Source organism: Oceanispirochaeta crateris (assembly GCF_008329965.1).
GTDB classification, from domain to species: Bacteria; Spirochaetota; Spirochaetia; order DSM-2461; family DSM-2461; genus Oceanispirochaeta; species Oceanispirochaeta crateris.
In genome coordinates this window covers 2,661,537-2,674,980 of record NZ_CP036150.1, presented here as the reverse complement: position 1 = coordinate 2,674,980, position 13,444 = coordinate 2,661,537, and the positions used below count along the sequence as shown (strand labels likewise).

Here is a 13,444-nt window from a genome sequence, read left to right as displayed (position 1 = left end):
AAGTGAAGCCAGGAGACTTTTCCATCCAATGAGGATGATGTAAACTCTGATCATTCCCTATAAAGGATTCTTTTGCAGTCAAATGATCATTATTTTTTCTCCCACAAAACAAATGAACTTTTCAGAGTCTTCTCCCAAAAATGAGGTTTTGAACTCGGATCATACTCCCCCATTTCAAAAGGAAGCCGCTAGGCTCAATGGCCTCCTCTCCGAGTACTCAAAAGAAGGACTGGCGGTACTAATGAAAATGAGCCTATCACTTTCGGAGCAGACTCAGCGGTACATCTCCAGCTTTCATTCGGCTCAGAAAAAGAGTGCCATTTATGCCTATAGCGGGACTTCCTTTCTCTCCCTTGATGCAGAGACTCTTCCAGAGGAGGCCCTCCTTTATGGTCAGAAACATCTGAGAATTCTTTCTGGGATGTATGGTTGCCTCAGACCCCTAGACCATATTTCTCCCTACAGACTCGAGATGAAGACGGCCCTCTCTGTGGGCGCGGACAAAAACCTCACTGTTTTTTGGAAAAAGAGGGTAACTGAATTTCTAACAGAGGATGAAAGTCTGGCCCGGAAGAATTCCTTCATTCTGAATCTAGCCTCGGGAGAATATTCCCGTATCATTGACTCTACAAACCTGGGCAGGCCGATGATCACAGTCCATTTCAGAGAAGAAAGCGAGGGTGGATTGAAGACGGTCGGCATGTATGCCAAAGCTGCCCGGGGAGCAATGCTTCGGCATTTATTGTTAGAGCAGACGGAAGAACCCGAAGAAATCAGAAAGATGAAGGTCAACAACTATGAGTTCTCTGAAAGCTTGAGTGATGATCAGAACTGGATCTTTATTAGGGGAGCCCAAAGGTAGGTATATGATAGTAAATATGTAATCTTTGTGAGAATGTTCTATCTTTTTATTGTGAATCCAATTATATGATGTAAACTTATATTATATAAATAAACGGGATTTCATTATGAAAAAAGTATATTTCTTCTTTTTCTTTTCATGTTTGATTTTGGCTTCCCTCACCGCAGACGCTCCATTTACGCTCTTAACACAACCTACCCTGTTGGTTCCTCTGGGACCGTCAACAGAACAGGATACTGGGTTCTTTTCCTTGGGAGGCGGTGCCCTTCTGGAGGGTGAATTCAATTTTGATAACTTAAATTATTTGCACTTTGGTCCACAACTTGAATATGACATACTTCCTATAAAGGAAGGTTCTACGTCACTCAACCTTTTTAACTTTGGGGTTAATGCAGGGGTAAAACTGACTCCTTTTCCCCGATCGGTTTTGAGAATTTGGGCTGGTGGAGGTGGTTCTTATGCCATGTATGAGGGAATCTCGACTCTCTTCCCTTATTATGTTGGAGGGACGGATATAACATTCCGTCTTTCTCCTGCGGTTAATCTGGGATTAGGTGCAAAATACATACAGGGGGAATCCTCTGCCGGGACAGTTTATCAGACCGTAGGCCTCTCTTTGGGGCTTGGGTATAACTTCCAGGTTGGAAATCGTGGTGCAGAACTGCAATTCAATCCCAATACTCATGAAATCTATCCCCTTTATTATACCTGGTACGATGAAAATCCATTGGGAGAGTTGAAGATCATCAATAACTCTTCTGAGAAAATAAGCAATATTCGGACAAGTTTTTTTGTTCCCCAGTATATGGAGCAGCCAAAGTACTCTGATGAAATTATTGCTACGATGCTGAAGGGCGAAACGTCCACAGTGTCTCTTCAGGGGCTGTTCACAAATCAAATTTTTGAGATCAATGAGGGCCTTAAGGTCGCGGGTGAAGTTAAGGTTGAATACTTGTATTATGGAAAAGAGTATTCAAAATCTATCCCTCTGACTGTCCATATCAATAATAAGAATGCCATGACATGGGATGATGATCGAAAGGCTGCTAGTTTTGTTACAGCCAATAATCCTCTTGTTTATAGTTATTCCAGGAGTCTTTCTGGAAGAATCAGAAATGAAGCAATCAGTTCTTTGGACAAGAATTTTCAGATCGGAATGGGCCTCTTTGAATCTTTGAACCTTTACGGTCTCGGTTACGTCGTTGATCCTTCATCAGCCTATGTGGAACTTTCTGAGGATCAGACAGCTGTAGATTACATTCAATTTCCCCAGCAGACCCTGATTTCCCAAGGCGGAGATTGTGATGATCTTTCTGTTCTTTATGCTTCCATGCTTGAAGCATCGGGGATTCCTGCAGCGTTTATCACCATACCAGGCCACATCTATGTTGCGTATCAACTGGATATGAAGGAACATGAGGCCCGGCGGAGATTTCCGGGTGCCAATGATCTTCTATTTATCAATGATAATGTATGGCTTCCTGTAGAAGTCACCCTGGTTGACAGTGGTTTTCTCCTTTCCTGGCAAACTGGTGCAAGACAAATCAGGGAAAATAAGGGGCAATATGAGTTTTACCCTGTCCGGGAAGCCTGGCAGACCTATCCCGCTGCTGAATTTGAATCCAGCGGTATTGCCTATCTTCCTGCACCGGCTGAGGTGTTGGAGCAGCATAACAGGGAGTTAAAACGTTTTCTGAGACAGGAATTGAGTACTCAGCTGGCTATGATTGAGCAGCAGATCAGTAAAGAAGGGAAATCTCATATCCTATACAATAAGATGGGAGTCACCTATGCCCGTTATGGGTTTCTTGATGAAGCATTGACCTGGTTCCAGAGAGTCGTTGATGAACAGGATTTCTATCCGAGCTTGATCAATTTGGGAAATATTTTTTATCTGCAAAAGAATGCTTCCGAGGCTTCCCGATACTATGCCAGGGCTTTGAATGCAAAACCGAATAGTGAGAAGGCCCTTACGGGATTGGCCATGGTTAGTTCTGAACTGGAGGATTATAATACTGCCAATTCTGCATTGGCCACATTGGCTGCCATCAATCCTGAGGCAGCTCAGGGGCTGATGCATCTGGGTACAGTCGGTGCCGCCAGAGCGTCATCGGCTCAGAACCGGGAGGTAGATGAATGGACCGAAGAATGAAAACTAAAGCCACTCTTTTGCTCTTGACCATACTGTTGATGGCCGTTGCCTGCCGTGATCCAGTATCAGATCTCTTGGGAAAACTGGAAGATGATGTCAAAGTCGCCAATGGCCTTTACCTGGAGGTCCTTGATATTTCACCCTCCGAAAATGCACTGAATGTAAATCCCGGAGAGAATATTCGGATTGAATTCGACCGGGCCATAAGTGATACCACCCTTTCTCAAGTCGTGTCTGTCATCGATGAGGATGGGGTTCCTTTCGGAGAGAGCTCTGACTCCAAGAGTCTTCAGTATACCTTTGATAAAACAACCAATATTCTGACAATCACAGCTGTCCCTTATTTTGATGGATTGACTACATATCAGGTCCAGATTCAACCGGGTATAAAAGGAACTGACGGCAGTACTCTGAGAGATAAACAAAGCTGGAGTTTTAATACCAATGATGCCCCGAGAGGGTATGCTGATATTTTGGAAGATTATACCAAGGATGGCATCGTGGATGTGGACATTTACTCAGAAGGGGCCACATTTTATTCCATCAGCAACAATCTGGAGGCCCTTCAGTCCTCAGATAGCTGGGTTCAAATAACAGAGAGTCCTCAGAGGGTTTCAGACTTTTCTGTTAACCAGGTAAATGGTATTACTTCTGTCTACGTTAAGTTCCGGGATAAACTCGTTAATGAATCGGCAACGGCTAATGTTTCTAATATTGAATCGGCCGATACTATTTTTGATAACCTTCCTCCTACTTTGAGTATTTCATCCACGACTCTCTATTTCAACTCTGCGCACGAAAGTAGCGGGACGGGACCCAAGGCCATTGTGTATGCCAGTGACAATGGATCGGGAGTTTCTTCCTATTCCTGGGCACAAACATCCGGGTCGGGAAGCATTAGCTTTGGTTCTCCCACTAGTAGTTCAACGACTGTTATTCCGGATACAGATGCTATTGATTACATGATAGAAGTGACTGTCTCAGATTCTCTTGGGAACTCGGCTATGGTTTCAAGACCTGTAATGCGAGATACCATTGCTCCGAGTACACCTTCAATCACTTTAGAAGCAGACGATGGTATCATTGAAGATGGTGTGAGAATTACCAGCGATAATTCTCCCGAGTTCTCTCTTTTTCCAGGATCGGGTGGTGTGAGTGAGTTCCAGTACTCGGTGAACAACGGAAGCTGGAAAGCTTATGTCCTGGGGAAGTCTGAACCATCCCTGGAATACGGGGTTTCCGCAATTCAGTTCAGAGGGGCCGATGCGGCAGGCAATTGGTCGGGTGCTACCGACTCTCTTGATTATCTGATCTATCCTTACAGTAATAAGGTTGATGTTCTTTTTTTCCCATCAGCGGGCAGCACTTTTTCCGGTGATTTGGCTTGGACTCACGCCCCTGATAAATACTATGCCATTTATTATGGCTTGTCGCCTTCATCTCTGACTAATGTTCCTGGTCCTGTTTCAAATAAGGCTGATGTCTATATGAGACGCCTTCCCTCTGTGAACATTGATGATCTTTCATTGGAGTTGGGGAAAAAATATTATTGGGCTGTGTATTTATATGACAGTGCCTTAGATCCAACAGGAACTCGTTACTTTGCGAGTTATTTCTATTCTCCAAAATCCAGATTTTAAACCAACGGGAGCTTCGGCTCCCTGTTTTATCCTCTCCATAAATTGCATGGGAATCATGTGCAAGGCATTTTCTTCAAAACAATACCCCTCTTGAAGGGACTGAGTTCTGTGATATTCTGAGACCATGAAAAAAATGGAATTGGCCTATGAAATTGAGACGATGTTAAATGTTTATCTGAAAAGCTATAAGGATGAACAGGATTCAGTTTCCTTGTTTAAGTTATTTTTACGGGGTGATCCTTCTTTGACAAAAGCTCAAAGAGCGGGACACTTCACCGGTTCTGCCTGGATCGTGAATCAAAATCGTGAACTGGCATTGATGACTCACCATGCCAAACTGGACAAGTGGTTTCAATTGGGAGGCCATGCTGAGGAAGGGGAGAGTCCTCTTGATGCCTCATATCGGGAAGCAAAGGAAGAATCCGGTTTAAAGTCAGTTCAATTCCTTCATAAAAATATCTACGATATTGATGCTCATCTCATTCCCGAGCATAAGGGACAAGCTGAGCATTTCCACTTTGACATCCGCTTTCTTTTTACTGCAGACTCAAATGAATCTCTTTCAATCAGTAAAGAATCCAAAGACTTGAAATGGGTACCAATCGAGGATGTGAGTATGCTGAATAACAGTGACTCTATTTGTAGGATGGTGGAAAAAATGAAATATTTTGAAGCTTTCTATCCTAAGACTTGAATTCCATTATTTTTGTATCCTTATGCCAGGAATCTTCCTTTTTAACCCTTTTTCAGGCTATATTAATACAATGATTTTTCAGTTCTGGTTCCGGGAACCCATTGGCAGAGCTCTCCTGGTTTCACTCAGCCTCCATGTGGTTTTACTAGCACTTATCGTACGACTCAATCCTCCCGGGCCCGTAGTGACTTCCATGGAAAATCAGAGGGTGAAAGTTAATTTCCTATCTATAGAAAGAGAGTCTGCAGAAGAAGAGAGTCCTGTCCTTTCCAAAGAGCATTCTGTTGTTTCTGAAACAGTACCCATCATTCAAGAAATCCCTCCGGCTCCCCCGGAAGCTAAGGTTCCGGCTCCTGTAGAGGCTTCTTCATTTCCTGACACTCCGGCTGACTTGGCCACGCCGTCAGAACCAGAAGAAATCATGGACGCATCGGATAGTGCAGCTTTATTGGAGGTTCAACCAGGCAGCGGGAATACCACGGCTCCAACGGCCTTTGATTCTGGTGCTTTAGAGCCTTTCCTGGATGAACTGGATTTGGAAGGGTCCCGAATGCCTGCCCCTGTTTATCCCTCTATGGCAAAGCAGATGGCTTGGGAAGGGGATGTTTTGATTACATTTACAATCAACAGCAAGGGCCGGGCAGAAGATATTGTTATAGATCAAAGCTCAGGACACGAATTGTTGGATCAGAGTGTTTTAACAACTGTCAAAAAGCATTGGCGTTTTCCGAAGGGCCGAGACCCTCTCCGGGTCAGGAAGGAATTCTCCTTCCGCCTCATTTAACGTAATAAGCCATGGCCCCTGGGCCGTCTCCGCACAGCAAATCTTCTAAACGGGTATAAACCGGGGTCTTCCCGCTGCCTATTACCTGGATACGGTTCAATTTATTCTCCGAATAATTGGATATATAGATCATATCGTCCCTGTAAAATAGGTGGGAGTAGTAGTCACTGGAGGGATCAGATCCTGCGAGTATTGGGTTAGATGAATCCCTGAGCGCGGTTTCTGCTTCATAGTCGTAGGACTGTATACCGCCGACTCCCGCCAAATAGAGGATCTTCCTGTCAGTATCTGCGGAATAGCGGAATCCCGAAGGAGAGCCGCCAATCTCAATGACATTATCCAGAGTCGGATTCTCGGGGTCAGTCAGGTCCATGACAAGAATGACCCCGTCGTCCGGATCGGTTCCGGGCACAAGATCACCTTCGTTATATACTGAAGGGATGTATTCGCCTTCAGTATAATACCGTGCTTCTCCGCCGTTGGTCCCGGTACAGACGATGTGAAGCTTTCCTTCCAGGATAAACAGGGACTGAGGATTCAATCCGTCACCGGGGTAATAGGATGTCCCTGTTTCATCACTGAGTAGCCCATCCAGGTCTATTTCCCTGACCAGGGTGGCCGAAGTTTTTCCGCTGTATAAAGAGAATACCGAGAGTGTTCCTTCCCGGAAATTTCCTGCTGCCCGGGCATTTGCTCCGTCGTATTCTATGACGTCTCCATTATCATCGGTGAGGAGGATGGAGGCATCGTAGCGGACATTGCTCACATACAGGGTGCTCTCTGACGCGGCGATGCCCGTCGGGCTGCGCTGGTAATTGTCTCCTGTTGCATTTGTGTCCGTTATGGATTCAGAGCTTTCATAAACGTCTAGAAAACCGGATGTCATGGAGAGATCATTCAGATTCACCAGGACGACTTCATCAGTTTCAAATCCTGCGATGGCAGCCTGCCCTTCTGTTCCCAGGAGGCAGAGGGTCAGAGGATTAAATCCATTTTTAAGGTAGATTTTTCCTTCATAATCCAAGGTCCTGCTGTCATATTTTTCAATTACATTTTGACCGGAACTGACCGCATATAAACCATCGTCCAGGGACAGCAGATCATTCGGCCAGGCTTCGCTGCTGCCGTTGTGACCGACGGTCTGAAGGTCCTTGTATACTTTCAGGTCTTCCGGGCTGTAGGCACTGAGGGTCTCGGCGTCTCCATTGAGAATAAATAGGATCTCATCATAATTCTTGTTGTAGAATTCCTGATAGTCTGTCTCTATTTCAGGGGAGCAGGACAGAAGGCTGAGAAAAAAGATGGTCCCCATTGATAAAATGAGAGTCCAATCGGTCTTGAGTGTTTTCAGGCAGAAAAATTTCAAAAGTTATATCCTCCAGTGATAGTCCATTCTCTTCCGGGAACGGGATACCCCAGCTTATCCACATACTGAAGGTTTCCCAGATTGAGAACACCTGCTGTGAAAGTGAATCCCTTCTCAAGACTGGTCTTGAATACGGCGTCGAAGGTGAGCAGTGAATCGAGGTATTTGGTATTGGCAGCATTTGTAAAACGGTACCCCATGGTGTGTATGCTTCCAGTGAGACTACTATTTTTACGAAGAAAAGAGATGGACCCATCGGCGGCATGAAGGGGACGGTAGGGCAGCTGGTTTCCCTTATTGATAGAGTCTGCAGTTTGGTCCCGGACGGTCATCCAGGTATAGTTTCCCTTGAGTTCTATAAAGCTCAAGCTTTTCTGCTGGAGGGGAATCAGCCAGGATAGTGTATTCTCCAGTCCCTGTGAGAGCACCATGCCAATGTTGCCGGGCCGCCAGGTTCCTCCGGCAGTGGGAGACCACTGAATCAGATTCTCCGTGTGACTTTGGAAGTATATGATTGAGAGCTCCACTCCTCCCCAGGGGCTGTAGTAGAGGCCGCTGTCCCAATTGAAACTCTCCTCGGGGAGGAGATCGGGATTCCCCGAGGCAAAGGAGCCGCTGCTCCAGAAAAGGTCATCAAAACCGGGGTTATGGTAGGCGGTCCCCACATTTCCTTTCAGGCTGATCTTCTCTTCCGGGAAGGGAGTCAGAGTTGCCGTGAGAGACCAGGACCCCTTGCTGTCTTCCCTCACTTCCCATCCCTTGTATTCCGTCTTGTTCTGATCCCAACGGAGGGCAGGAGTGAGTGAAATGAGAGCATTTGAAGCTTCTACCCGGGCATACAAGGCGCTGCTGAACTGCTCCGCCTTTCCGGGAAGAGAGGTCCCATTACTGCTTCTCAGGCTGGTGGATTCCAGGCTCTCCAGATCAAGAACCGTTCCTAAAAAAGGAGTCAGGACCCAGGAGTCCATCTCAAATATGGCGGACCCGTCAACCCTGCCCCTGAGAGAGAGGTTGTCGTTATTGTCTTCAATGGAGGCTGCCGGGTTTTCGTAGCTGCTGCTTTGGTGGAGTACAGAAATTTCCGTATCCAGAGTCAGTTTTTTGTAGGAGGGGGATTTTAAGACCCATCCCAGAGATCCGCTTTCCCGGGATTCCTCCATTTGTGCCTCGGGGGTTAGAAATTCCATGATTCCCGGGACACCCCGGCTGCTGCGGTAGAGGCTTGCTTCCAGGGTCAGGATAGAACTATCCATCCCTCCCCGGTTCCAGGACAATCCAGCCTTTCCGTTGAAGGCTTCGCCCTGGCTGTTGGTTCTGATCTGGCTTCCTTCTGCCTGGGGATAATCGTATTCTCCCCCGGTATAACGGCCGTCCAGGGATAGATCCCCGGTGAGGGTCCCGCCGGGTGAGAGGGGTCCCTTTATCCATCCGCCGGCGCCATAAGTTTCAAAAGACCCTGCGGAGAAGTAGACTCCTCCTTCTGGAATATAGGAAGTTTCCTGCCGGGTGATGATATTGATGACTCCCCCGAAGGCTCCCTCTCCATAGACGGCGCTATTGCCGCCGCGGATTACTTCTATCTGCTCTATATCATTGAGGGAGAAGGAGTTCAGATTGACCGCATTTCCTTTGCCGCTGTTTTGGGGGACGCCGTTAACGAGGATGAGGACCTGCTGGCCGCTGCTGCCGCGGATGCTGACCGTGCTGGGTTCCAGGGTGGTTCCCGATCGGTTGACAGTGACTCCAGGGGATACCTGAAGGGCTTCTGTCACGGTTCTGGCTCCCATCCTCTCCCAGCTTTCTTTATCAATCACAGTCTTTTGTCCCGAGGCTGTATCCGTTTGAGACCGTTCTCCTGTGATGATAATTTTTTCAGATTGGGGAGATTCTGCTGATTCCTGTGCCCAAAGAGGGTGAGTGAGGAGCATTCCTATCATCAGCAGGGCACAAGGTTTCAACTATCTTCTTCCGCTAATTCAGTGTTGATCCCCATGGCCGACATAAGGTTGGCACCAAGGCACCAGTCCTTGTTGTAGTCCTGTCCATCCAGTATGGTGTCGTCGTCAATGATTTTCAGATATTTCATTTTACCATCTGAAGGCCATTGATCCTCACCATTGTAAAAGTCCTCTAAATCAAAAGCAATCCCGCCCAGATAATCATCTGTCGCCGTAAAGTAGCGGCTCACAGTGACACCGGGTACCTCCACCCATTGTTTCACGTCGTCCAGAGTTTCAAGGCTCTCGGCCTGGATATCGGTGCGGAAGTTGGCCCAGGTCGGTGCATTGCCATGGAGATTGTTCACATTGTCGTAGATGTAATTTGAGTTATTTGTTGTGGGGTCATCGTTTGTGTCATAGATTTCATCGTTGTGGGCATACCAGGTTACTCCATCCTCGGAAACCTCCACATGGGCCAGCTCACTGCATAGTCCGTTGGCAGAACTGCCCCAGGCAAAGGTCTTGGTAAAGGTGATAAAGTCATCTCCCTCTCCATTTACGATGACATATCGGGAGTCAAACTCCCAGACTCCCCAGCCGTTGATTCCCAGGGGGCAGGTGAGGCCGTCTCCGCTGGTGCCTGAGCCCGATCCTTCGGGAGGACCCAGGGCATTCAGGGTAAACTCTTCCAGAGGACGACCTTCGCTGTCGGTATAGTTGCCACCCTGCCGTGATGTTCCCACGATACCAGGTGTCCATTCAACAAAATTGGTCAGGTAGACATTGTCCGGGTAGGAGGGGTCTGATGCTATTACTTCTTGCCAGCTCCTTTCTTCTGTATCATCCGGTGCATATGGTGAAAGAGACGTGGAGTTATCACAGCTGAATAATAGAAGAATCAGCCCTCCAAAAAGGGCTGCTTTACAGGTTCGAAGAAACATTTAGAGCTTGGATACCGTTGTGTATGTACCAAAAAATCCATTAGCTGCAGTGGCACCTTCAATCGCCTCATCGGCGGTATCAAAATATTCTAAGTATCCTTCACTATAGTCCATGGAAGTTCCCTCAATGAAATTTTTCCATCGGAGGACTACGAATTTATTTTCAATTGTAGTATTCCATGAGGGGGGATTGTCGAATTGGATGACCAGGTAACCATAGTAACCTTCTCCGCTTTCTTCTCCATTCCAGTTATAATTATCAGAGTGGACAATCTTTGCTGTATATGAAAGCTCACCATTATAGTAGTTTTCATACGAGGAATCTGTGAAGATGATTCTTCCACTTCCAGAGTCAGAAGTTGTATCCCATTCCCCAATAATCGCGATATCATCTTTACCAATCAATTCGCAGGACATAAACCCGGTCATCACAAGGAGAACCATTAAAAAGAGAGACAGATGCTTAAGATTTTTCATTTTTCCTTCCTGTTGCGGCTGGAAGAAAGACAGGATTAGCGCTAAGGTAATAAGGATTCTATTACTTTTAGGGCATATTTCCCGGCCTATTCCACGAAGCCTGAAATACTAATTTTCAATACCAGAGTTTCCTGACTCGGGGCCTGCCGAACTGCCCTTCCCGGTGTATTCACACCAGTGGTTTCGCAGTCGGTCTCGCTCCCTTACAGTGGCGGGTCCGTGAAGGCTTTTAACCTTACTTCCTCTGAAATATTGATGTATTCATTGAATACGGGATTACATGTCCCATCTATAAAAATATTGTGATTCTATTGTAAAGATTTACTCACAGCTCCATTTGTTCAGTCTATTGCATTTACTGCTATAATTATTCAGAAGTATTGCATAAATAGATCAGGATTAGAGTAGTTTTTTAAGAGATTCCTCTTATACTTCACAGCAATGGAAGATGACAAAAACAATATAAATCCCATGACCGATGATGCCCAGGGAAACCTCTTACAGGTCTCAGGAGAGATCAGTGAGCTGATCAGTGCCAGTTCCAATCATGATATGGATCTGGAACAGAGGCTGGATGCCTTTGAAGATATTATCGCCTCTGAAGTAGGTGATACGGTTCTCCTCAGGGCTCGAAATATCGAGAGAGAAGTTGGCTTAAGACAAATATATCTGAAATTTGAGGGGGGAAATCCATCGGGAACACAAAAAGACCGGATTGCCTTTGCCCAGGTTCAAGATGCCCTGAGACGCAGGTATGATACCCTTTGTTTCGCGACCTGTGGAAACTACGGTGTCGCCGTTGCTTTTGCTGCCAGCCTGGCTGGATTGAATACCTGCATTTTTGTCCCCAAAACCTATCATATCCCCAGGGAAGCTGAGATTCTCAAGTGGGGAGCCACGATCATCCGGGATGGGGCGGATTATGAGGAGGCCATAAAAATTTCCAGCAGTTATGCCTTGGAAAAAGAGCTCTATGATGCCAATCCGGGGGGAATTAACACGAACCTTCAATTGAAAGCCTATAGTGAAATTGCCAGTGAAATCTATGATGAACTGCGGGATGCTCCGGCTATTGTTGCTGTTCCTGTTTCCAATGGAACGACCATTACGGGGATTTACCGTGGATTCCAGCAGCTTTACAGGCGGGGTAAAACATCCCGGATTCCCAAGATCATTGCTGGATCGAGTTCTTATAAGAATCCAATTACTGCGTCCTTTAAGAAAGGACTTAAGAGTTGTGAGGATCTTGAACCCTCCCGCATCAAGGAATCTCTTGTGAATGAACCCCTCATCAACTGGCATTCCATTGATGGAACCATGGCTCTGGATGCGGTGTATCGCTCCGGTGGATGGGCTGGAGATGGCAGTGATAGAAAGATGTCTTACTATGCCAATTTTATAAAGATGAATGAAGGCCTTTCTGTGTTGCCTGCATCAACGGCGGGACTGATTGCGCTTATTAAATATCATAACAAGTTCCCCTTGTCCGGGGATCGTTTTGTGGCTGTTATAACAGGACGGAGGTGAATATGTCATTAGATGGAAATGCCGTTGTTTATTGCGAAGGAGCTTTTGCCTCAACCTATGGAAAAACGGCTCACGGACTTATACGTTTTACGGATCGATATGATGTTGTTGCCCTTATCGACAGTACTCTCGCGGGTCAGGATGCAGGCCAGGTGTTAGATCGTAAGGCATCGGGAATCCCTATTGTTGCCAACTTGGGAGAGGCCTTGAATCTAGCTGAAAAGAGTTCCAGGAAATTGACCCATTTTGTTATCGGCATTGCTACCGATGGCGGTGTTATGGATTCTCACGTTGCCGAAGCAGTCCTTGAAGCCCTGGGGAAGGGTTTGAATATCGATTCAGGTCTGCATGATTTTCTTTGTGATATCCCGGAAATTTTTGAACTGGCAGAGGATAAAGGATTGGTCTTACGGGATATAAGAAAAGTGGATATGAAGAAAAAGCATCCATTTACCGGAAAAATTGAAGAGGTGTTATCCAAACGGATTGCTATTTTAGGTACAGACTCTGCCATCGGTAAGAGGACCACCTCCTGGCTTCTGGTACAAGCTATCCGAAAGGCCGGGATGAGTGCAGAGCTTATCGGTACAGGCCAGACCGCCTGGATGCAAGGCGCCAAGTACGGGATTATTCTGGATTCTCTTCTCAATGATTTTGTCAGTGGTGAACTGGAGCACGCCATATGGTCCGCCTGGAAAGAGCTTAAAATGGACTATGCCGTGATTGAAGGGCAGGGCAGCCTCATGAATCCCGGATATCCCGGAGGTTTTGAGATCATGGCAGCAGGAAGACCTCATGGCATCATCATGCAGCATGCCCCCTTTCGGATGGAATATGACGGCTTCCCCGGGTATGCTTTGGATTCTCTGAATGATCAAATCCATGCAGTGGAATTCCTTTCCAAAAAACCTGTCATAGCAGTCACGGTGAACCATGAAGGGATTCCTCCCGAAGACATTGACCAGGTCTGCCGTGATTTGGAGAGAGAGTGTAAGCGAACAGTCGTCGACCCTCTTGTTCATGGGGTGGGTAAACTGATTCCTCTTCTCAAGGAACTCTGA

Annotated in this window: 11 protein-coding genes and 1 riboswitch; of the genes, 7 read left to right on the top strand and 4 right to left on the bottom strand. The window is 46.5% G+C overall.

Translation table 11 applies throughout. The annotated features are described in order from the left end of the window. Window positions 1-82: 82 nt before the first annotated feature. From EXM22_RS12100 to EXM22_RS12080, 5 genes are all read left to right on the top strand, one after another. The gene (locus EXM22_RS12100) at window positions 83-862 is read left to right on the top strand and encodes a YaaA family protein (protein ID WP_149486774.1); all 780 of its coding nucleotides are present in this window, start codon (window positions 83-85) and stop codon (window positions 860-862) included. A 106-nt stretch (window positions 863-968) separates the two neighbouring features. Beyond that, complete coding sequence (locus tag EXM22_RS12095) at window positions 969-3,014, top strand: transglutaminase-like domain-containing protein (RefSeq protein WP_149486773.1); 2,046 nt, start codon at window positions 969-971, stop codon at window positions 3,012-3,014. Next, the gene (locus EXM22_RS12090; RefSeq protein ID WP_149486772.1) at window positions 2,999-4,654 is read left to right on the top strand and encodes an Ig-like domain-containing domain; all 1,656 of its coding nucleotides are present in this window, start codon (window positions 2,999-3,001) and stop codon (window positions 4,652-4,654) included. The genes EXM22_RS12095 and EXM22_RS12090 overlap by 16 nt, the downstream gene beginning before the upstream one ends. 124 nt (window positions 4,655-4,778) lie before the next feature. After that, window positions 4,779-5,348 (top strand): NUDIX hydrolase, encoded by a 570-nt coding sequence (locus tag EXM22_RS12085; protein ID WP_149486771.1) that lies wholly within the window; start codon window positions 4,779-4,781, stop codon window positions 5,346-5,348. A gap of 70 nt (window positions 5,349-5,418) precedes the next feature. Further along, window positions 5,419-6,132: an energy transducer TonB gene (locus EXM22_RS12080; protein ID WP_168203479.1), complete on the top strand. Its 714-nt coding sequence runs from the start codon at window positions 5,419-5,421 to the stop codon at window positions 6,130-6,132. Here the strand turns inward: EXM22_RS12080 and EXM22_RS12075 are convergent. The 4 genes from EXM22_RS12075 to EXM22_RS12060 are packed head-to-tail and all read right to left on the bottom strand — an operon-like array spanning window position 6,125 to window position 10,856. Then, window positions 6,125-7,498 (bottom strand): LVIVD repeat-containing protein, encoded by a 1,374-nt coding sequence (locus EXM22_RS12075; protein WP_149486769.1) that lies wholly within the window; start codon window positions 7,496-7,498, stop codon window positions 6,125-6,127. The two genes, EXM22_RS12080 and EXM22_RS12075, sit on opposite strands and share 8 nt — an antisense overlap. Next, window positions 7,495-9,456, bottom strand: a complete 1,962-nt coding sequence (locus tag EXM22_RS12070) for a TonB-dependent receptor plug domain-containing protein (RefSeq protein WP_149486768.1) — start codon at window positions 9,454-9,456, stop codon at window positions 7,495-7,497. Before EXM22_RS12070 ends, EXM22_RS12075 begins: the two co-directional genes overlap by 4 nt. Beyond that, window positions 9,453-10,379: a hypothetical protein gene (locus tag EXM22_RS12065; RefSeq protein WP_149486767.1), complete on the bottom strand. Its 927-nt coding sequence runs from the start codon at window positions 10,377-10,379 to the stop codon at window positions 9,453-9,455. The genes EXM22_RS12070 and EXM22_RS12065 overlap by 4 nt, the downstream gene beginning before the upstream one ends. After that, on the bottom strand, window positions 10,380-10,856 hold the full coding sequence (locus tag EXM22_RS12060; protein WP_149486766.1) for a hypothetical protein: 477 nt from the start codon (window positions 10,854-10,856) through the stop codon (window positions 10,380-10,382). A gap of 104 nt (window positions 10,857-10,960) precedes the next feature. Then, a riboswitch (cobalamin riboswitch) is annotated at window positions 10,961-11,148 on the bottom strand. A 149-nt stretch (window positions 11,149-11,297) separates the two neighbouring features. Between EXM22_RS12060 and EXM22_RS12055 the strand changes: the two genes are divergently transcribed. Beyond that, the gene (locus EXM22_RS12055; RefSeq protein WP_149486765.1) at window positions 11,298-12,383 is read left to right on the top strand and encodes a pyridoxal-phosphate dependent enzyme; all 1,086 of its coding nucleotides are present in this window, start codon (window positions 11,298-11,300) and stop codon (window positions 12,381-12,383) included. Window positions 12,384-12,385: 2 nt separating this feature from the next. Continuing rightward, window positions 12,386-13,444: an N-acetyltransferase DgcN family protein gene (locus tag EXM22_RS12050; RefSeq protein ID WP_149486764.1), complete on the top strand. Its 1,059-nt coding sequence runs from the start codon at window positions 12,386-12,388 to the stop codon at window positions 13,442-13,444.